Origin of the sequence: Pseudoalteromonas sp. SWXJZ94C, assembly GCF_015864385.1 — a bacterium.
GTDB lineage: Bacteria > Pseudomonadota > Gammaproteobacteria > Enterobacterales > Alteromonadaceae > Pseudoalteromonas.
This window is the reverse complement of the sequence record NZ_JADYXF010000001.1, coordinates 67,491-88,916: the sequence shown is the minus strand read 5'-3', so window position 1 is coordinate 88,916 and position 21,426 is coordinate 67,491. Positions and strand designations below refer to the sequence as shown.

The following is a 21,426-nucleotide window of genomic DNA, read 5'->3' as shown; positions in this document are numbered from 1 at the left end:
ACATCTGTTTTAACTGCGCTAGCGCACCCTCTTTAGACATAATTTAACCCACCAATGGTGCAGTTTTCTGCCTTTGTATATTTGAATTTCCTATTTTGATAAACGTCCAAATCAGCAAAAACTTTAGCAGGGCGTAGGTGTGCCATGGCTGTTTGCCAATGCTCTATAAGCGCATGTTCTGTTAATTCCCAAGGCGCTTCTGATAAGTCAAGGCGAATACTGCCCCAAGATTGAAGCTCTGTTTGCGCTTTGGGTGTGCTCAGTAATAATTCTTGGCCAAATTGCTTCACGTAATGCGGCCCTAAATAGGTGCGCATTGCTAATCCCTTAGGGCCAACTTTAAAGTAATCGACAGGTGCTAGTGAAGCAGTGCTGCTCACTACTCTTGAGTTTTTGTGCTCTGATGACTCAAATGGTCTAGGGTAAACAGGTGTGTCAATATGTACCGAAGCAACATCAGGCTTAAACACTTGCACTAATCGGTCTGCAAACTCAAATAAGGCGGGGTAATGCTTGCTGTTCATTTTTGGGTCAAACTTAAATTTTATATATTGCTTTGGAGCAACTGATATTTTTCCAACCAACTTAGCGGCTTTATTACGTTTTAAATAAATATGCGCATAACTCCCAAACTCTACCGTTTTTATTTTATCTAAAATATTATCGCGGTTATAAGGCAACTTCCCACGCTCTTCTAAGCTCCAAAATTGCGGCGCAAACTCAGGATAGCTTTCAATTACATCTAATAGCTCGGTAAATAAAGCTTCATCGTTGAGCGGGTTAGTACCCAACATCTCAACTTCAACTTTAAACGGTTTAAAATCCATAAATACTCCTAATTATCACTATATTTCCAACCAAGCTTTAGTATCTGTATCCCACACATGAGTAATAGCATTTTTTTTATTATCAAAATACAGTACTTCGCTATCGTCTTTAATACCTAATGAAGGTCGACAAGGTGGGTGAGCATCTTCGCAACAAAATGAGGATGGGCGTAACTATAACATCTGTTTTAACTGCGCTAGCGCACCCTCTTTAGACATAATTTAACCCTCCAATGGTGCAATTTTCTGCCTTTGTATATTTAAACATTCTATTTTGATAAACCTCTACCTCAGCAAATACTTTTGCTGGGCGTAAATGCGCCATTGCGGTTTGCCAATGTTCTACGAGTTCATGCTCAGTTAAAGTCCAAGGCGTTTCTGATAAATCAAGTCTTACACCACCCCAAGGTTGTAACGTGGTTTGTGTACTTGGTGTACTCATCAATAATGCTTGACCAAATTGCTTAACATAATGCGGACCAAAATAAGTACGTATGGCTAAGCCCTTAGGTCCTACCTTAAAATAATCAACGGGGGCAAGATAACTAGAATAAGCTACCTGAGCTGTAACTGCTTCTAAAGCTGTTTTCCAAGGGTAAACAGGAAGGGGTGGATCGATATGGATTGATGCAACATCTGGTTTAAATATTTGTACTAACTTGTCTGTGAATTCAAATAAAGTTGGATAGTGCTTACTGTTAAGCTTAGGGTCGAACCCAAATTTTATGAACTGCCTTGGCGCTACATCAATATACCCAACATATTTTGCAGCCTTACTACGTTTTAAATAAACATGAGCATAGTTACCAAATTCTACACCTGATATCTTTTCTATAATTTCATCACGGTTATAAGGTAACTTACCGCGCTCTTGTAAGCTCCAAAAACTCGGCGCAAACTCAGGGTAGCTTTCTAGTACATCCAATAACTCAGCAAACATGGCTTCATTATTAAGCGGGTTAGTGCCTAGCATGGCAATATTAATTTGAAATGGTTTAAAATCCATAATAAACATCCTTTTACTGTATTAATTAACGTTCCTCTCGTTTTACCCACAGAGCGTTACATGAGGAACATTAAAAATATTAAGCACTTTTTATTGTGTAATCGGCACTTTTTTAACGTAAGAGCATATAAATTACAATAAATAAAACTAAAAAGTCGCTTTTCGGATCTCGCTTAGGTGGTTATTTCTTAAATCCGTTGGTACGAGGCTCATCAGGCATTTGATATAAACCGAACATGAAATATATGCTTTGCTTTTTAGCAAGATTGTAACGCATCACGACAGTGAAATGGGGTACATGATAATTAAATAAAGGCATAAATTTTGATGTTTATAAACCAGTTCGTTTTGACTTCAAGGGAGCGTCCATGTATGTCTATCCTATTTCCTTTTACCTATATTCAAACTATTTAAAATAAGTCCCTTCAATTAAAAAGCGTGGTAATGAATCATTCTCTACGGTTACCTCATTACCCATATCGTGCCACATGCACGCCATACCGAGTAATTGTAGGGGTAAGAATGAATCTACTGGGGCATGATCTGGACCCGCCTCATTAATATGGTAGCGCTCTTGCGCTTGTACGTTTTTAGCCAGTGCTTCATTAAAATCACAACCGACATCAAAAGTTGCTGGCGATAAAGCAGTTAGAGTTTCTAAGTATCCGAAAGCAATATATATCGCCCAGTCATCATTTTGCTTAACAGCCATTCCCATACACTCGTCAAGCAATTTAGGGTAATCTGCTTTGCTATGGTGATAAGCTTGAAATACTTCAACGAGCTTATAAGAAACGGGGCCAGCCTGTGTCGCACTTTGTTTCATTGTTTCTATAGGGAAATTTGCCAAGCTATCCATACTTTCAGTATCGCGAGCAATCACCGCTAAAAAATAGGCTTCAATCCATTTCGATGGGGCTGCGCGTCCAGCCTCTAACATCCCTTTTCCATTCCACGTTACTTCGGGTAAATCATATATTTTAAAAGTTTGCTCTTGCTCTGGGTACTGTGCAAGTTTTAAGAACGCGGCGTACATTTTTGACGCATAACGCAGCCCTGTTGCAGATTCTTGCTCAACCTCGGGGGTTTGCTCTTCCCAAGTAAGCCATCGGGATAATTCCAAGTATTGTTTAGGAAAGCCAATAAGATTATCACGACGAATAGTGATTGCCTGAGGCACCATTCCAATCATTCTTCTAGGAAATGCCAACCATTTATCTAACTTATCTAAATCTATTTTTACTTTACGCTCAATATTCATTATGTACCTGCTAGTTTACTGGGATCTATATCAAATTCAGATATGTTAACTTCACCGACTACGGAACCCGATGCCGTTTTAGTAATCGGTGTTTCAATATGTAAATATTGTATTTTCTTTCCTGTTAACGATGCTTCAGTCAATGCTTCGGCTGCCTGCTTATCTGTAGATTCTGGAGCTTTTAGCCCCATTAACTCAATAATGGCTTCTGTATATTCCGTTGTACTTTGTTGATAATATTCATCACCAATTTTGGCAAATTACCTAGGTGTTAATCAGGTCGAGAGCCTGCATCAAACTTAGTATTGGTAAGAATAGCGTTTAATTTTAAAAATCAACGCTATTAAATTTAGTATGCAGTTGCTCTTCCAACGTATTTAAAAAACAAATGCCATAATCCGGCTCGTCTAAGTTTTCAATTAAATTTAGAGGTAAATTATTTTCGTATTCAGGGAAACAACATGCCAAACCAACCGCAATAGACGCAACACTGTCGGTATCTCCGCAAAGGTCAACACTGCTGCGTAGTAAATCTTTTAAGTTGTTATGCTTTAACAAACAGCTAAATACAGCGCTAACGGTGTCGTAAGCAGCAATAGAAACTTCCTTACTCCAGTTAAAATCCCAGTCTGCGTAACCTTCGCTTTGTAAAAAGGCTTTAAGCTCTGATAGTTTACCGTGTTTATGAATCGCAAAATGGCTTGCTAAAGCAATTGCACAGCTCGATTTAATAGCAATATCTGTATCGTGAGTTACTTTTGCTTGCATAGAGGCTAACTCAATTACCTGATTTTTATTTTTTAAAAAACCAATCGGTACCGATCTCATCGCAGCACCGTTTCTTTCGCTATTTGGTTTTATTTTTGAAAGTAACTCCGCTCCAGAGTCAACACTACACAATAATGCATAAAATCCTTTTGAGTACCCTTTTCGCACATCTCTTTTAAAGCAATCAACAAATTTATTTGCGATAAGTTCTGTACTGTAATGTTCATCACTTAATAGCAATTCGGTGATTGCAATGGTCATTTGTGTATCGTCAGTGTATTTGGCTAAAAAACCATAAAGGTCATGGGTGCAATAAGCCGATAAATTATTATATGCGGTTACTTTATCGACCGTAGAAAATTCAAACCCTGCACCGTATGCATCTGCAATCGCTATTTCTTTTAACATTTAAATTCGTCCTATTTATGTCCATATAATATGGTTTTACTGTAAATACGTTATTTTGCTTTACTATTACCGTCTTTATACCTTTATTAGCAACGTATTTTGAATTTTGTATGAGTAACAACATTTTTAAATGACTAACTTTAAATTACAACATGTTTAAAATAAAGGAACTTAATAAATCTAAGTAACGCTCGACTATTCTACATTATTAAAGGTAACAGCTATCTTATTGTATTAAATTTCAGCGATTAAATGACTACATACGATAACAATTATCTTATTGTATTTATGATAATTACAGATAAAATGACACGATAAAATTTATTTTTACAACGTAAAATAAGTAGGCGTTATAACATGGAAGTATCCGAATCGCTTGTGCAAGCTCTTGCTCCAGATCAGCCTTCAATCAACGCAGCAAAAAAGTTACTTAATCCTGCAAAATGGCCGGTATTGAGTCAATCCGAAAACGTTAATACTATTTGGGGTGAGTGCCAAGGTTCGGGCTCTAAACCTTATTATACAATGGCTGATGTTGCTGATAACGGCTATAAATGTACTTGCCCTTCGCGTAAGTTTCCTTGTAAACATGTATTGGCTTTATTTTGGTTGTTTTCTGATGTGCCTGGTAACTTTACTAAAACAGATCCACCCGAATGGGTAAACGATTGGCTTGGCAGACGTAAGCGTACTAATACAAGCGAAAAAACAACATCGACTGACGATAGTAATAAACCGGCCAATAAGCTTAATACTCAAAGCACACCTACAGAACAAGTACTCACGCCTGAAGAAATAGCAAAACGAGAAGCTGATAAAGCAAAGCGTGCATCCCAAAATAAAGCTAAAACGCAAGATTCCATTAAACAAGGTTTAATAGAATTTCAGCAATGGGTAAACGATCAATTAAGCCACGGTATTGTTCACTTTTTAAAAGAAGATACCACAAAGTGCCGGAAAATTGCGGCGCGTTTAGTTGATGCAAAAGCGGTTAACTTAGCTGCTAGCATTGACGAGCTTCCGGCTAAAATAAGCGTGTTTCCTGTTCAACAACAGCCAAATTTTGTATTGCAAGAATTTGCGAAACTAATACTGCTTAGCGAAGCGTGGCTAGCAAACCCTGATGATATAGATACATTTAGAAGTGTTGCAAGCAGCGAAAATCGTGAGCAATTACTAGCACCCACCTCTGATACGCCTAAACCAATTGTAATAAATGGTACTTGGCAAATTATTGGCGAAAAGTCAGAAATGCTTCGTAATGGGCTTCAAGTATCAATGCGCTGGCTGCTTTTAGTCGCTGATAGTTCGTCATCGTTAAGCGCTGCTCCTACATTTGCTTTATTACTTGATTACTCCACGATTAAAAGTGGCAAAAATAAAACAACAAGTGTTGTTGGTATGCAGATTGAAGGAAGTGTTATTTTTTACCCTAGCCGATCTCCTTTACGCGCAATTTTAGGCGAACATAAATACATTACCGACACGCCCGTGAGCCAACCAACTAATAATACCCATTGGCGAGAACTCTTTCTTGCAATACATGCCAAAATGCCTTGGATTGATGATGTGCCTTACATAGCGCAAGCCGGTCGTATTAGTGAAGATAATACAGGGCAATACTGGTGGCACAATAAAGATAAAACGCAGTGTTTACCGTTAATTAATAACGCAATAAACCCCATTATTTTAGGTAGCCAACTTAGCAGTGTGTTTGTATTGCTCAATGGGCAATTTGCTGAGCTAATTAGTGCAAAAACCGAGCATTGGGGAGTCATTACATGTCTGTAATATCAACAACCGATAACAAAAACGAAGTAGCTATAGAGCTTAACAACGCTTTAAATACGGCTCAAAATCTAGAAAAAAAATGGCTTATTGGTAATAACCAAATTAACGTAGCAGACTTACCCAAGCAGTGGCATTCAGTATTAACGCCATTAGAGCACGACCCTACTAAACTAAATTTATATGCGTTAATTTTAACGCAACAGCAACAGTTAGTGACTCATTATTTGTCACCCAGTGATGATTTAGAGCCCACACAAGATATTCCTGAGCTTGCTTTTGCAAGTTTAGGGCAATCACTTCGCCCTTTATTTAATCGGGTTATGGCTGAGTGTAAAAATAACTCACACAGTATTTTACAATTGTTAAACCTGTTAGCTAACTACGAAGTTTGCGCTCATCCAAGTGATTGGATGCCGACAGAAAACACTAAAAACATTCCTGGTTGTTATTTTACTTGGCAGTACTGGGCTAATAATCAACTAACCCAATGGCATTTAATACAAGATTTACAGTTTGATAAAGTTAACTTTGCTGAGCTTTCTGCAGCGCAAATTGAGTCGTCACTTACACGGCTGCGCGACATTAAACCTCAAGTTGCGGGGCAATATATCCATCAATTAGCTCAAGCTGCGCCTTCTGAGGCACGTTACAAGCTCTATAAAATTTTAAAAGTTAATTTAACGTCGCAAGACATACCTATTTTAGAAGTTTGCCTTAAAAATAAGTCTAAAAAAGTAGTACAACTCGCTACGCGATTTTTATCTCGGTTAGACACCTTTATTAAAGATGAAAAAAATGAGCAACTAGCGCAAGAGCTAGCCCAATGGCTTGTTGTAAAAACGCAGCTTTTACCCAAAAAAATGACGGTTATTTTGCCTGCAACACTTAACAGCATAAAACAACAAGCTATGCGCACCGAATTAATTAACGACGTTGCTTTACCTGACTTAGCAGAAGCGCTGGGGATTTCATTAATAGAACTGTGTAAAAACTGGCGTTTTACCGAGCACAGAGAACAAGACAACATTAGCTTTATTCGTAATGCTTTTGACTCTTTACCTCAATATATATTGGAACGCTTTTTTGAAAAGTGCTGCAAAGAACTTCGTTATGACCGTTTTTTCAGTGCTGTATTACACGGTATAGAATCTCGTTTTTCGGTACAAGGTGCATCGGAAGTACTAAACTACATTTTAGAAAAAGAAGTGTTAAATTTAGGGTTTACTTATTGGTCATTATTAGCAGATCAACCTTTAACTCACTTAACTTGGCTGCAATTAAGCCAATCTATCGCGTGGAAAGAGCTAACAGATGATATTAAAAAAGATATAAGTAAAGGTCATTATATTGAACAATATCACATCCGCCCTGAGCTACTTAAACTAGGTCTGTTTTTACCGCCGTCTTTAGCGCAGCAAGCGTATGATTACTTTATTACTCTAGGTGTATTACCCAACGACCCAGCGCTGGATTCTCTTAATCTCAATATAGCGCTAGAAAACACCTACACAAATATAACTTTTATATTATAAAATTAGTCGCCTAAGGAAATGCTGGGCTCGTACACATAAAATTCAAGGACATTATAATGAGCGATATACTTCGTTTACCCGTTGAGCAAACGTACCAAGTAGAGTTAGATGCTTTAAAAGCAGAAGACACCGGTAGCAAACCTTACAACTGGGCTTTATCTCCTCAAGCAGTGGTAACCTATTTAATGGGCGGTAAAACACCTTCTGGTGTTGAAATTTCGGCTAAATATATTGGTAACCGTCGCATTATAGAAACAGCCGTTGCGACACTTGCTACAGACCGTGCTTTATTATTATTAGGTGTACCAGGTACGGCAAAATCTTGGGTATCTGAGCATTTAAGCGCTGCAATATGCGGATGCAGTACACAAGTAATACAATGTACCGCCGGCACAGACGAGAACCAAATTCGTTACGGCTGGAATTACGCACAACTACTCGCACACGGACCAAGTAAAGAAGCATTAGTTGCAACGCCGTTGTTTCGTGCAATGCAAAGCGGTAATTTATGTCGTTTTGAAGAACTAACGCGTATGGGTTCTGACGTACAAGACACTTTAATTACCGTATTGTCTGAAAAAATGCTGCCTATTCCAGAGCTAAACGATTCTATTTTTGCGCAAAGAGGCTTTAATATTATTGCCACAGCCAATAACCGTGATAAAGGCGTAAACGAGCTTTCATCGGCTCTTAAACGTCGCTTTAATGTAGTTGTATTACCTCTGCCTGATTCTGCAGAACAAGAAGTTGAAATAATTAATAAACGCGTAATAGAAATGGGTAAATCGTTAGACTTACCAGTGCCTAAAAACACCGCTGATGAAATAGAAAAAGTAGTCGCTATTTTTAGAGAACTACGCGGCGGAGAAACCCTAGACGGTAAGCTTACACTTAAAACAACCACGGGCAACCTTTCAACAGCAGAGGCTATATCGGTTATGGTTGGTGGGTTGAGCCAAGCAAATTGGTTTAATAAAGGCGACCTAGGTGCAGCTGAAATAAGTCAAAACCTGCTTGGCGCTATTGTTAAAGACCCTGTTCAAGACCGCGCTGTATTAGAAGAATACCTTGAAACGGTGCTTAAAAAACGCAAAGGGTTTGAAGACTACTACCATCATTTAAATCAGGTGTTATAAGGTTAACTAATGGCACACTCTGATATTCACTACTTTGGTATACGACATCATGGTCCTGGCTCGAGTAAGCGCTTATTAGCCGCGCTTGATCAGCTACAACCACAGCACGTATTAATTGAAGGACCAGCTGATTGCAATGAACTACTGCCTTTATTAGCCAACCCGCAAATGAAGCCCCCTATTGCATTATTAAACTATGCAGTTGAGCACGCAAGCAACAGTATTTTTTATCCTTTTGCTGAGTATTCACCTGAATACCAAGCTTGTTTGTGGGCAGCTAATCAACAAAAACCGGTTGAGTTTATTGACTTACCTATTTCAGTGCGTTTAGCGCAAATGCAAATAGAGCAAGATGCTAATAATGACAACGACAGTAAAAGTGATGATGAGATTACAAATGAAAATGAGCAAAAAACATCATCTAATGAACTAGAAACCTCAGACCCTCAGTTAGCAGCGTTGTTACACGACCCTATTGGCGCACTAGCAAATATTGCCGGTTATGAAGACGCAGAAGGTTGGTGGAACGATCTTATAGAACAAAGCCGTGATGACAGCTTAGCTATTTTTGAGCAAGTAGAACACGCAATGACCGCCCTTCGCCAACCTATTGCTGATGACTCTCCAGCATTAGAGCAAGACCGCCTGCGCGAAGCCTTTATGCGTTTAGAAATAGCAAAAGTAGCAAAAGAGTGTGATGGACCAATCGCCGTAATATGCGGTGCATGGCATGTCCCTGCGCTAAAAGGTAAGCACACCACAAAAGATGATCGTGCTTTAATTAAAACACTTCCAAAAAAACTGGCGGCAAGTAAGTATAAATCAACATGGATACCTTGGACATCGTCGCGTTTAGCTACCCAAGCAGGCTATGGCGCAGGCGTGTCGGCACCTATGTGGTATCAACATTTATGGCAACACCGTAATCAAGACGATCATATTGCTCCTTGGCTTGTGTTTATTGCCAATACTTTACGCGAGCAAGGCGCTATTATTTCAACCGCATCTGTTATCGAAGCACAGCGTCTTAGCCTAAGTTTAGCCGCAGTACGAGACAGACCACAGCCAAGCTTTGAAGAAATAACCGACGCGGTTATTAGCTGTATGTGCTTTGGCGAGTACGCATTGTGGCAACAAATAAATAAAACCGTATTATTGGGTCAACAAGTAGGTGAAATACCCGACGACATCGACCTTGTGCCATTATTAGAAGATCTTCAAAAACTACAAAAAAAATATAGGCTAAAACCCGAAGCACTCGAAAAAGAGCATTCGCTCGATTTACGCAGTGACATAGGACAAAACAAATCGGTTTTACTTCACCGATTACAATTACTAGATGTACCGTGGGGCGAGCAATTAGACGCAGGAAGTAGTCGAGGAACATTTAGAGAAAAATGGCGTTTAATATGGCAACCCGAATACGCTATTAAACTCGTTGAACACTTAGTTTACGGAAGCACCATAGAGCAAGCCGCAAACAACAAAGTAATTGCAGCATTAGCTAAAGAGCAACACCTTGGCAAGCTAGCAACATTAGTAAACAGCTGCTTAAGTGCCAATTTAAACAATGCAACAGACTTTGGCTTAACGCAACTCACCGCGCGAGCGGGTCAAGTAAGTGACTGCCATGATTTACTGACCAGTATTTCACCTCTTATTGATATAAGCCGTTATGGCACAGCTCGTACACTTGCTTTGGGTAAAATTGATGAATTAATTGAACGCCTAACGATTCAAGCAGCACTTGCACTTCCCTACGCATGTAGAAATTTAAATGACGAAGAAACACAACAGTATCGTCAAAACATTCATGCAGCTCATAGAGCCTTGGTATTGCATTTAAATAACACCGACACCTTAGCAAAATGGTGGCAAAGTATTGAAGAGATAACGCATTCAAGCCAATCAAATTTTTTACTTATCGGTTTATGTGCAAGGCTACTTTATCAAGCAGAAAGATTAAACAGTGAGCAGCTCAGCTTAATGCTTAATAAAATGCTGTCGCCCGCTTTACCGCCAGCTCAAGCGGCGCTCTTTTTTGATGGTTTTTTTACTGATGCAGTAGACCAGCTTTTATATGACTCGGTGCTACTTGATGCTATTAATAACTGGTTGTTACATCTGGAAGAAACCACCTTTATTGAATTTTTACCGCTATTTAGACGCGTATTTTCAAACCTTGATTCAATGGAGCGAAAACGTTTGTTTGATACCCTGTTTAGCAGTAAATCAACTTCTGAAATAACACACAATACCGATACAACCCATTATGCGTTATGGCAACAACAGTTATCACAATTAGCGAAACTCGCACAGCGTGATAAGGATTGGTTAATATGAATGATAAAACGACTTTAACCCAAGAGCTTAACGAAAATAACGAACCAATGGCGACAACATTAAGCGAAAAGTCACGCCGTTGGCAGCTCGCTTTAGGTGTAAACGACGAACAACAACCGCCGTTATCTAATCGCGATGAACGTTTATCGGGTGCACTTTCAGCGCTTTATGGCTCTGACGACTCAAAAAAACAAGGCAGAGGAAGTCTCAGCCGTTCAGCACCTAAAGTATCGAAGTGGTTAGGCGATATTCGTGAGTTTTTTCCGACCCCAGTCGTGCAAGTCGTTCAAAAAGATGCCTTTGAAAGGCTCGGCTTAAAAGAAATGCTAATGGAGCCTGAGTTTTTAAGTGCTATTGAGGCTGACGTACATTTAATAGCTGACTTAATCAGTTTACGCTCAATTATGCCTGAAAAAACAATCGAAACCGCACGACAAGTTATAGAAAAAGTCGTCAAAGAGCTAATGGATAAACTAGAGCAAAAAACGTCAGAAGCCATTAGAGGGGCTTTAAATAAATCTAAACGAAGCTTTAGACCTCGCTTTAATGATATTGATTGGCCTAGAACCATTCATGCAAATCTGCGCCATTATCAACCTGAATATAAAACCATAGTGCCTGAAAAGTTAATTGGTTTTATGCGTCAGCAACGCCGTTTAGCCGATCTTGATGAAGTAGTACTGTGTGTTGATCAATCTGGCTCTATGGCAACTTCGGTCGTGTATAGCTCAATTTTTGCAGCCGTAATGGCGTCTATTCCCGCAGTAAAAACCAAGCTGATATGCTTTGATACCAGCGTTGTTGATTTAACAGAAGATTTAACTGACCCTGTTAGCGTTTTATTTGGGATTCAATTAGGTGGTGGCACCGATATTAACCAAGCGATTGCTTATTGCGAAAAACAAATAGAACAGCCAACTAAAACGCACCTGTTACTTATTTCTGATTTATATGAAGGTGGCGATGAAGTTCAGTTAAAACAACGTGTTGCTCAGCTAGTAAAACAAGGTGTAAACGTCATTACTCTACTCGCCTTAAGTGACGATGGCAGACCCGCTTACGACGCGCAAATGGCAGCTGAATTTGCAACGCTTGGCAGCCCCGTATTTGCATGCACCCCAGAACAGTTTCCAGACTTAATGGCAACAGCCTTAAAGCGAGAAGACATTATGTTATGGGCAGCAGATCAAGACATAAAAGCAATTCGCCCGTTAGAGTAAGCCTTCTAAATTAAGCCCCTGATCTCTTAACCAGAGTTCAGGGGCTTAATCTAAAAAGTAATAAAGCGAGCTATCGAGCAAAATCATTCATTATTTATTTAAATGTAATTTTGCTCGATATACAATGATGATAATAATTTGAATTTAATAGTAGCTAAATAATAAATATTTAAAAAATATTTTGTATAAATAATTGAGGAGACGACTCAATTAAAACCGCAACCGCATACAAAATAATAGCAACTAACACAATTGCTAACATACCGTGTTTATTACCAACTAAATCTACAACCGTCATAATCACATAGAGAAAAAATACAGTGTTTATAATGGCAGGTATCACTGGCAGATTAAAAGTGAGTAAAGCAATTAAACTCAGTATTTCTATAATAACAAAAGCAACTACGGCGCATCTTTGACGCACCTTATTATCGTTATCAATAATTTTAATATTAAACCGACTATAAACAAATAAGCCAAAAGCTAAAACCCCCGTTGCAGCATATTCAATTCCCATTGAAAAATAGCTTAACCAAGGTATATCTACTTGCATTACTTTTAGCACTGAATAGCTTAATACAACCACCCCCGTTGTAATAAGCAGGACATTGTTTCTGTTTTCTTCTTCAACGCCAATAAGCCTACAAAAATTTTCGCCAAAAATTAAAATAAATGTACTCACTGCAAATATTCCTAAAACAGGGCTTTGCAGAACAATAGTAAAATAAGCGGTGTAGCAGAATACACCAGCATAAAAAATAATATCAATATCTGAAATTCTATTAAAGGTTAGCTTTCGAGCAATTGCTTCTAGCGCATCTTCGTAGATAAATATAAACCAATAAAACGTACCAATGTGAATAACTACGCCAATAATACTTACATAATATGCCTGCAATGCCCATATAGATTCAGCTTGGCTTATCAACAAGTACCCTGAAAAGAGTAAAATAGATTGAAGAATTATTGCTGGAATAGCGATTATTAAACAAACAATTTCATAAATCACCCTATGAAAAACAATCAACAATGCAATAACCGCAAGTGATTTAAGAATGTTTATAGCAGTAAAGTAACCCTCCTGATTGGTAGCTTTTTCATCTATTACTTTTTCATCTATCGCTTTCTCATCTTCAAAAGCCGTGTTAGGTTCAGCTAACAATTCTATTTTTGCTTTTTTTGCGTTGTCTGCTGTTATGTAGCCAAGATCGTAAAGCGTATTTATTGTGCTTAATACTGTTTCTTGTTTTGTATTATCAACAGGCTCCTCCGATGCAAAAGAGAGCGTTGTAAACATCAATAAGAAGAAGATAGTAATTACTTTATAAATCAAGCTGTTCATATTATTACTGCTTCCGTACGTATTTTAATAAATATTATTCTATATTAATATATAGATAGAATTACTTTTCAGTTTTGATATTTGTTATGCAAAGAATGGGTTATTGCAATACAAACCATATCACCCAAGTGCTAACCATACGCCTACAGCGGCCATTAAGCTTCCTGCTATACGGTTCATCCATTTAATATTATCGCCACGGGCTAAAAATAAACGTAGGCTTTTACCACCTGTTGCGTAAGCTAACATGCATACAAATTCGCTGACCATTATTACACCAAGCAATACTAAAAGCTGCGGTGCTAGAGCGTACTTAACACTTATAAACGGCGGCAGTAATGAGATCATAAACGCCCAGCCTTTAGGGTTTGCAATTGCGGTTACAAAACCTTGCGTAAATAATGACTGCCTACTTACGTCATTTGGTTTTGAGGTATCAATCGACATTTTACCTTTGGCTCGCCACATATTAAAACCAATATAAATTAAGTACGCACCGCCTACCCACTTTAGAATAGCGAACGCATCTGGGTAATTTAGCATGATGCTTGCAACCCCAAGCACCGCTGCAACGGCTACTGCAGCTACACCTAACAATTCACCTATCATCATCCATAATGTGCGGCGTACGCCGATGCTCATACCGAGTGTCATGGCGAGAGTCATACACATACCTGGCGTTATCGACACAAAAAAGAAAGTAGGAATAAAAACGGCGAGTGCTGCTGCATCAATCATTAATATGCTCTTATATTAAATTAACTAAAAATAAAAAACGCGGCTAAATAGCCACGTTTTTGAATACCTATTTTACTACTGGCCTTTAGTAGGCTCCGGCACTTGCTCTGGCTCTTTAGTTGAGTCATTTAGCAAGTATTTATCAAGCCACTGCTCTTGTTCCTACAATACATGCAATAAGCTTTACGAGCACGGTAACCGTGTGCTTCATAAGGGAGCATTACTAAGCGGGCGTCTTTACCTAACCCTTTTAGGGCTGCGTACATACGCTCACTTTGCATTGGGAATGTTCCGTGAGATTAAGAGTGGGTCTTCTTGCCCTCACAACATAAACACTTACTTTACTATTTACTCGGGATTGACTCTGCTACTTGCTCAGTAGTTACCTTTGCCGGCTCAACTGAGTCATTTAGCAAGTATTTATCAAGCCACTGCTCTTGTTCCCACAATACATGCAATAAGCTTTTACGAGCACGGTAACCATGTGCTTCATAAGGGAGCATTACTAAGCGGGCGTCTTTACCTAAGCCTTTTAGGGCTGCGTACATACGCTCATTTTGCATTGGGAAGGTTCCGTGAGATTAAGAGTGGGTCTTCTTGCCCTCACAACATAAACACTTACTTTACTATTTACTCGGGATTGATTCTGCTACTTGCTCAGTAGTTGAGTCATTTAGCAAGTATTTATCAAGCCACTGCTCTTGTTCCCACAATACATGTAACAAGCTTTTACGAGCACGGTAACCATGTGCTTCATAAGGGAGCATTACTAAGCGGGCGTCTTTACCTAAGCCTTTTAGGGCTGCGTACATACGCTCACTTTGCATTGGGAAGGTTCCAGAATTAGGGTCTTCTTGACCGTGGATCATTAGCATTGGTTCGTTAATTTTTTCAGCATGAAAAAACGGCGACATATTAGCGTATACACTTTGTGCTTGCCAAAAATCACGCTCTTCGCCTTGAAAACCAAACGGCGTTAATGTTCGGTTATACGCGCCGCTACGGGCAATACCCGTTTTAAATAAATCAGTGTGAGCCAGTAAGTTAGCAACCATAAATGCACCGTATGAGTGCCCTGCTATCGCTATTTTATCTTTATCAGCAATGCCTTTTTTAACTAAAACATCAACTGCGGCTTGCGCGCTTGATACTAACTGCTTTCTAAAGTTATCGTTAGGCTCGCTACCATCAATACCCACTATTGGCATTTTAGGATCGTCAAATACGGCAATGCCTTTGGCAAGGTAAGGCATTGGCCCCCAGTATCCAATATAAGTGAATGCATAAGGCGATTCGCGTACTTGCGATGCTACGGCTTTATCTTTGTATTCAAGTGGGTAAGCCCACATAAGCACAGGTAACGGACCTTGTGTTTTATCGTACCCTGGTGGTAAATAAAGCGTGCCCGATAGCTCAACACCGTCGTCGCGCTTATAACGTAGTTGTTCTTTAGTAACACCTTTAAATGCAGGATACGGGTGCTCAAATGTCGTTAACTGCGTTAGCATGTCGTTATCTAAATTACGTATAAAAAAGTTAGGTTGCTCAGTTTTAGATTCACGAATAGTAATAAATCGCTCACCTTCGTCGTCAAGCAGAGCGCGTACTCGCTCATAATAAGGGGCTTTTGATTGCCATAAACGTTTACTGCTATTTGTTTTAACATCGTACCTATCTAAAAAAGGCACATTACCTTGCTCTGAAGCGCCATTGCCGCGCAGGTAAATATAACGCCCGCCTACAATTTTAATTACGTTCGCGCCTAAATCGTTGCGTTCGTAAATTGCATTACCTGGATTTTTATAAGCATCGTTATAACTACGCTCTGAGAACAAAACTCGGTTTTTGTCGGCATTACGAGGTTGTATTATATAGGTACGAACTTGACGATCGCTAAAACGCCAGTCTGTTAGCATTGCTACGTTTTCGTTGCCCCATTCAATACCAGAGTATCGGCGTTCTACTTTGGCAAATAATTTAGGCTCACGTTTAAACGGAGCGCGTAGGCTGTAAATATAATCATGATGCTCAACATCGGTTTTCATATCGCCGCCATCTTGTGCCTGCGCCCAAATAACTTCTGCACCTTGATCTGCTCGCCATTCAAAATCGCGGCGGCCAGTGCGAACACTGTCGTAACCTTGTGGGATGTTATCGGCAAGTGGCTGTTTTGCCAGCTCTGCTAATGCATAGCCGCGCATGCCCCATATTTGCCATGTGCTTGCAAAACGGCTGTAAGGTACTTGATACGAAAATGGCTCGTTAATGCCTGCCACTAAAATATTGGTAGAATCAGGAGAAACCGAAAACGATTTAAATAAAGCTGAACTGCCAATTGCTTGTGTATTACCATCGAGCGTTATGTAAGCAAGTTGACCCTGCCCGTAAAACTTAAATTGCGCTTCATCAAACGGGCTGGTTAATAAGTTTTGGTAAGTACGTGCTGGGGCTTTTTCGCCAGTACTTTGTTGAATAACAGGCACAATATTTTGACTATCATTTGTAAGCCTTGGCTTACCAATATTAACCGCTAAATTTGCAACTATTGCACTGCTATCTGGCAGCCATTCGTAAGGCGTTGCGGTTAATACCGAATTTAACGCAGAACTAGAAAGTGCTTTTGCTTGCTTTGTTTCAACGCTGTACAACCACAAATTTGCTTGATCTGCCTGCTCAACTATAAAGGCTAAATACTTACTATTAGATGACCATTGAGGTGAGCGAATAATCCCTTTTGGTACGTTATTTATATGAATAACTGTCCCGCTTTGAACATGCTTTAATTCTACTGCACTGTATTTTGCATTTACACGGGAGCGCGAAAAATTAGCAGGATTAAGCTTAATCCCAGCTAGTTTAAGTTCTTCTTTTGCAAGTTCATCAAGGGTTACTACCCGTTTGCGTTCAAATAACGCAAGCCATTGACCATCGCTTGATAAGTAGCTAGTGGGTGCTAACTTTGCGTCAACCAAAGCGGCAAGTTCGGGTGATGGAGTTTGGTACCCCTGCTCGGCATAACTTGTTGGTACTAATGCAACACAACAAATAAGGGCAACTAACAGCCTAAAAGCGCTCATGTTTTTATCCTTTTGTTATTTTTTACTATTATAGCTGTATATAAACACGTTTTGCTTTATTCATAAAGTATTAAGCTTGCTTTAAGTGGAGTAAAAGATGACTTAGTAATCTAATTTAAATTACACTACACAGCTGTTTACTTGTTGTTTGACTCGTTACAATACGAGTTAGTATTTATCAAAAATTAGAGATTCTAGCCAATGAAAAAAGTGCTGGTAATTGGCTACGTATGGCCAGAACCAAATTCGTCTGCTGCGGGTACGCACATGATGTCGTTATTAAATGCATTTAAAGCGCAAAACTGGGACGTTGAATTTGCAACGCCCGCGCAGCGCACCGACCACATGGTAAACCTTGACGACTACGGCATAACCAGCCAAAGCATTGCGCTAAACTGTGACAGTTTTGACGAATACGTTAAAAGCTATAATCCAGATATAGTAATGTTTGACCGTTTTATGATGGAAGAACAATTTGGCTGGCGTGTTGATAAGCATTGCCCAAATGCGATTAAAATTTTAGACACTGAAGATTTACAATGCTTGCGTAACGCTCGACACACGGCACTAAAAGCTGAGCGCGAATTTACAACCAGCGATTTACACTCAGATATAGCAAAACGCGAAATTGCCGCTATTTTACGCTGCGACCTAAGCTTAATTATTTCAAGTTATGAAATGAGCCTACTAAATAGCGTATTTAAAATAGAGCCAAGCTTATTGCACCACCTACCCTTTATGGTTGATTTAAGTACATTACCTGCAAGCATAAAAACGTTTGAGCAGCGCCAGCACTTTATGACCATAGGTAACTTTAGGCATGCGCCAAATTGGGATGCTGTACTTTACTTACAAAAAATATGGCCACTTATTCGCAAGCAACTACCAAAAGCAGAGCTACATATTTACGGCTCTTACCCACCACCAAAGGCCACGGCACTTAATAACCCTAAAACCGGTTTTTTAATAAAAGGCTGGGCCGATAACGCGTTTGATGTAATGCAAAGCGCTCGAGTATGTTTAGCACCACTGCGTTTTGGTGCGGGTATAAAAGGCAAATTACTAGAAGCCATGATTATGCAAACACCCAGCGTTACTACTAATATTGGTGCAGAGGGCATGCATAACGATTTACCATGGTCGGGTAAAATAGCTAACACCGCTGACGACTTTGCCAATGCAGCCATTGAAATGTACAACAGCCAAAGTGAATTTGAACAAGCGCAGCATAATGGCAACACACTACTTAATACGCTGTACGATAAAGCGCAATTAAGCGCTGCGTTAATTAAAAAAGTCGATTCAATAAGTAACGATTTAAACGCTCATCGCGAAAAAAACTTCACCGGCCAAATGCTCAAACATCATACAATGCGCAGCACTCAATACATGTCGCAATGGATAGCCGAAAAAAATAAAAAATTAGATTAAAAATGACTAGACACACACCAATTAGTGTTTAAAATCGCGCCCATCAAACGTGGGCAATTTTAGCTGTATTGCTTATATTTTTAGCTTAGTTATCGCAATATTTGGTCCAAAAAGATTTGAAAACTGCAACTTTTACAGAAAAACGCAAATTTATCGTTAAATTAGGCAAAATGCTTCACAAGTATGGTACGCCCGCTTACCGCCTGGAAGCTCATCTAATGGAAGTGGCTACTTACTTAGGACTTAAATCGTCGTTTGTTATGTCGCCAACCTCTGTAACGTTTGTTATTTGGACCGATGGTCACGAAGACGAGTACACCCACGTAGCACGTGTAGACCCTGGCGATCACGATTTAGGCTCGCTTGCCGATACCGACGACCTTGTAAATCAAATGCTCGACGACAAATTAACCTTACAAGAGGTCGACGCCCAGCTAGACGCTATTTTTGTAATGCCAAACCCGTATAACAAACTAACAACGGGTGTTGCATTTGCAACCTCTGGTGGTGCGTTTGCCATGTTAATGGGCACAAGCTGGATTGACGTAATTTGGTCATCAATGCTTACTCTCGTTGTTTATTTATTTGTACTTTGGTCTGGGCGCTCAAAACGCGTAGCTCATATGCTTGAGCCATTAGTGGCAATAATATCAGCAATACTTGCGTGTGCAGTAAGTGTGTATATAACACCTGAGATAAATATACGCTTAGTGGTACTTTCGGCCATTATTGTGTTTATACCTGGTTTAGCACTTGCGCTTGGTTTAGCAGAGCTGGCAGCGCGGCATTTAGTGTCGGGTACTGCGCGAGTAATGGACTCGTTCATGCTGCTATTTAAACTGTATTTTGGTGGTTTTATTGGTATAGGTATTGGCTTTGCACTCTTTGGGCAAGCCGATTTTGTACAACCGGAGCCATTACCAAAGTGGACCGCATGGCTGGCTATATTTTTACTTTGTAGCAGCTTAATCGTTATTTTTAGAACCAAACTTAAGCATGCTGTTTGGTCTATCGCATCAGGCTTTATAGCGTATGGCACCAGTATTGGCTCGGCTATGTACCTTGATTACACGTTAGGTACGTTTGTAGGTGCTTTATCGGTGGGTATATTTAGTAACTTGTTTAACCGTGTTGCTAATGCGCCGGCCTCTATTGTTGCCATGCAAGGCTTGATTGTATTAGTACCAGGAAGCAAAACGTATATTGGCTTAAATTCACTTATTGAAGGTCAAGACTTTGTATATGCAGAGCATATAGGCCAACAAACGTTTTTAATATTTATGTCGCTTGTTGCAGGACTAATATTTGCAAACGTAGCCCTACCGCCTAAAAAGAGTTTATAAATTATACTGAGCACTCGCTTTACTTTGATTGAGTAAAGCGAGTGAAGCGTTAAACTAACAACAACTACCACGTAGCAATTGATGCCAATGCTAAGTGTTTTAGCTCATTACATTGCACTTGAGTCAAACTCAAAAACCTCATAGTGATTCCAACGTAAAAAAAGTTCACCGCTTTCAAAATACAGATTTATGTCATCACTTGATGAATAGCAAAAATCATCCCAGTGACTACAAAAAACTAGCCAAGGTAATGTAAGCCCTGTTTCTTGATCCCAGCAAATTGTTACTGTTTGCGAATCATTTACTAAGCCCTTTAACCATTGGCGTGTTAATTCATTCCCTTGTGTGGAGTCAAACCTTTTTGCTCCAACCGGAAAGTTCATAGGTGTAGTAGCAATTAATGCTCTTGCTTGATCTTCGCTCAATGGATTGAGTTTATTTAGTGTATCTTTAGAAAAATCGCCATGGGATGCGCTAATCCAGCGCCATGCTAAAGAAAAGTCTTCAATTTTAATCAACACACTATACCTGCTTTTATAAACATGTGGCTGACTCTACAACACTGTTGCAATGCTCTAAATACCCTATTAAATCAGTATCATTTGAGTAGTTTGAACAATTACCTATTTTAAGACCTGACACTTTACCTGTAGAGTCAATTTCTACGTCCATGTACGATGCAAACAAAGCGTTGTTTTTGGTTTCAGTCCACGTAAAGTGATGTTGAGTATTACGTGTGTTAAGACGTTTACGATCGGGTAATTTAAACTTACTGGTTGTTGCTGTAAGCAACGTATTTTTATTCTTAACGGTAATTTCAGCGCTGCTGATAGCCCAAGAGTATGGCCACTCTCTTGTGATTTTGGTAGAAATTTCACATTCGCCAAGCACAGTAACCTCATCCAAATCAGAAACTATATTTGCATATTCACTGGTTCGTAAACTGCTTTGCTGAGCTGGAATAAACCATAAAACAACCAGTGACAATAAAACCGTTTTCCATGTCATTATTTATTACTCCACCCCCTCTTTATAGAAGAAGCCATTAAAACACTGTTGTGTGCATGTCGATTTAGTTAACGATAAACCATTTATTATTTTCTATTTTAGTTCAATTACTTACAAGTAGCCATCGCTTATTAATGGTCGAGGATGACTGTGAGGATTATTACTATGACACTTCCCTATTGAGCCAAAATACTC

The 21,426-nt window shown here is 39.4% G+C and carries 17 protein-coding genes; 7 read left to right on the top strand and 10 right to left on the bottom strand.

The window, feature by feature from the left end:
• Positions 1 to 32: 32 nt before the first annotated feature.
• The 4 genes from I6F65_RS00400 to I6F65_RS00385 form a co-directional block, all read right to left on the bottom strand.
• Positions 33 to 827: a hypothetical protein gene (locus tag I6F65_RS00400; protein ID WP_197110956.1), complete on the bottom strand. Its 795-nt coding sequence runs from the start codon at positions 825 to 827 to the stop codon at positions 33 to 35.
• 211 nt (positions 828 to 1,038) lie between these two features.
• The gene (locus I6F65_RS00395) at positions 1,039 to 1,833 is read right to left on the bottom strand and encodes a hypothetical protein (protein WP_197110954.1); all 795 of its coding nucleotides are present in this window, start codon (positions 1,831 to 1,833) and stop codon (positions 1,039 to 1,041) included.
• A gap of 406 nt (positions 1,834 to 2,239) precedes the next feature.
• Complete coding sequence (locus I6F65_RS00390) at positions 2,240 to 3,094, bottom strand: immunity 49 family protein (RefSeq protein WP_197110952.1); 855 nt, start codon at positions 3,092 to 3,094, stop codon at positions 2,240 to 2,242.
• Positions 3,095 to 3,421: 327 nt separating this feature from the next.
• On the bottom strand, positions 3,422 to 4,270 hold the full coding sequence (locus tag I6F65_RS00385) for an ADP-ribosylglycohydrolase family protein (RefSeq protein ID WP_197110950.1): 849 nt from the start codon (positions 4,268 to 4,270) through the stop codon (positions 3,422 to 3,424).
• 357 nt (positions 4,271 to 4,627) lie between these two features.
• Here I6F65_RS00385 and I6F65_RS00380 point away from each other — a divergent pair, with 357 nt between their 5' ends.
• Genes I6F65_RS00380 through I6F65_RS00360 form a run of 5 tightly spaced genes read left to right on the top strand, consistent with a single transcriptional unit; the run spans position 4,628 to position 12,292 of the window.
• Positions 4,628 to 6,061 (top strand): SWIM zinc finger domain-containing protein, encoded by a 1,434-nt coding sequence (locus tag I6F65_RS00380; protein WP_197110948.1) that lies wholly within the window; start codon positions 4,628 to 4,630, stop codon positions 6,059 to 6,061.
• Positions 6,052 to 7,593, top strand: a complete 1,542-nt coding sequence (locus tag I6F65_RS00375; protein WP_197110946.1) for a DUF5691 domain-containing protein — start codon at positions 6,052 to 6,054, stop codon at positions 7,591 to 7,593. Before I6F65_RS00380 ends, I6F65_RS00375 begins: the two co-directional genes overlap by 10 nt.
• Before the next feature lie 56 nt (positions 7,594 to 7,649).
• Positions 7,650 to 8,729 carry an AAA family ATPase gene (locus tag I6F65_RS00370; protein WP_024610242.1) on the top strand — a complete coding sequence of 360 codons (1,080 nt, stop codon included), beginning with the start codon at positions 7,650 to 7,652 and terminating at the stop codon, positions 8,727 to 8,729.
• 9 nt (positions 8,730 to 8,738) lie between these two features.
• Entirely contained in the window at positions 8,739 to 11,072 is a 2,334-nt protein-coding gene (locus I6F65_RS00365) for a DUF5682 family protein (protein WP_197110944.1), read from the top strand.
• Positions 11,069 to 12,292, top strand: coding sequence for a VWA domain-containing protein (locus I6F65_RS00360; RefSeq protein WP_197110942.1), 1,224 nt, complete (start codon positions 11,069 to 11,071; stop codon positions 12,290 to 12,292). Before I6F65_RS00365 ends, I6F65_RS00360 begins: the two co-directional genes overlap by 4 nt.
• A 169-nt stretch (positions 12,293 to 12,461) precedes the next feature.
• Here I6F65_RS00360 and I6F65_RS00355 read toward each other — a convergent pair whose 3' ends face one another.
• The 4 genes from I6F65_RS00355 to I6F65_RS00340 form a co-directional block, all read right to left on the bottom strand.
• Positions 12,462 to 13,634 carry a hypothetical protein gene (locus I6F65_RS00355; RefSeq protein WP_197110940.1) on the bottom strand — a complete coding sequence of 391 codons (1,173 nt, stop codon included), beginning with the start codon at positions 13,632 to 13,634 and terminating at the stop codon, positions 12,462 to 12,464.
• A 120-nt stretch (positions 13,635 to 13,754) separates the two neighbouring features.
• Positions 13,755 to 14,372: a LysE family translocator gene (locus tag I6F65_RS00350; RefSeq protein ID WP_197110938.1), complete on the bottom strand. Its 618-nt coding sequence runs from the start codon at positions 14,370 to 14,372 to the stop codon at positions 13,755 to 13,757.
• Positions 14,373 to 14,716: 344 nt separating this feature from the next.
• Entirely contained in the window at positions 14,717 to 14,935 is a 219-nt protein-coding gene (locus I6F65_RS00345; RefSeq protein ID WP_197110936.1) for a S9 family peptidase, read from the bottom strand.
• A gap of 63 nt (positions 14,936 to 14,998) precedes the next feature.
• The gene (locus I6F65_RS00340) at positions 14,999 to 17,449 is read right to left on the bottom strand and encodes a prolyl oligopeptidase family serine peptidase (protein ID WP_197110934.1); all 2,451 of its coding nucleotides are present in this window, start codon (positions 17,447 to 17,449) and stop codon (positions 14,999 to 15,001) included.
• Between the two features lie 201 nt (positions 17,450 to 17,650).
• Between I6F65_RS00340 and I6F65_RS00335 the strand changes: the two genes are divergently transcribed.
• Complete coding sequence (locus I6F65_RS00335) at positions 17,651 to 18,880, top strand: glycosyltransferase (RefSeq protein WP_166109208.1); 1,230 nt, start codon at positions 17,651 to 17,653, stop codon at positions 18,878 to 18,880.
• Between the two features lie 116 nt (positions 18,881 to 18,996).
• Positions 18,997 to 20,223, top strand: coding sequence for a threonine/serine exporter ThrE family protein (locus I6F65_RS00330; protein ID WP_024610900.1), 1,227 nt, complete (start codon positions 18,997 to 18,999; stop codon positions 20,221 to 20,223).
• Between the two features lie 107 nt (positions 20,224 to 20,330).
• On the opposite strand, the gene I6F65_RS00325 is transcribed toward I6F65_RS00330, so the two are convergent.
• A complete protein-coding gene (locus I6F65_RS00325) occupies positions 20,331 to 20,744 on the bottom strand; it encodes a hypothetical protein (protein ID WP_331461294.1) in 414 nt (137 codons plus the stop codon).
• A gap of 13 nt (positions 20,745 to 20,757) precedes the next feature.
• Positions 20,758 to 21,231 carry a hypothetical protein gene (locus I6F65_RS00320; protein ID WP_197110932.1) on the bottom strand — a complete coding sequence of 158 codons (474 nt, stop codon included), beginning with the start codon at positions 21,229 to 21,231 and terminating at the stop codon, positions 20,758 to 20,760.
• Positions 21,232 to 21,426 lie beyond the last annotated feature (195 nt).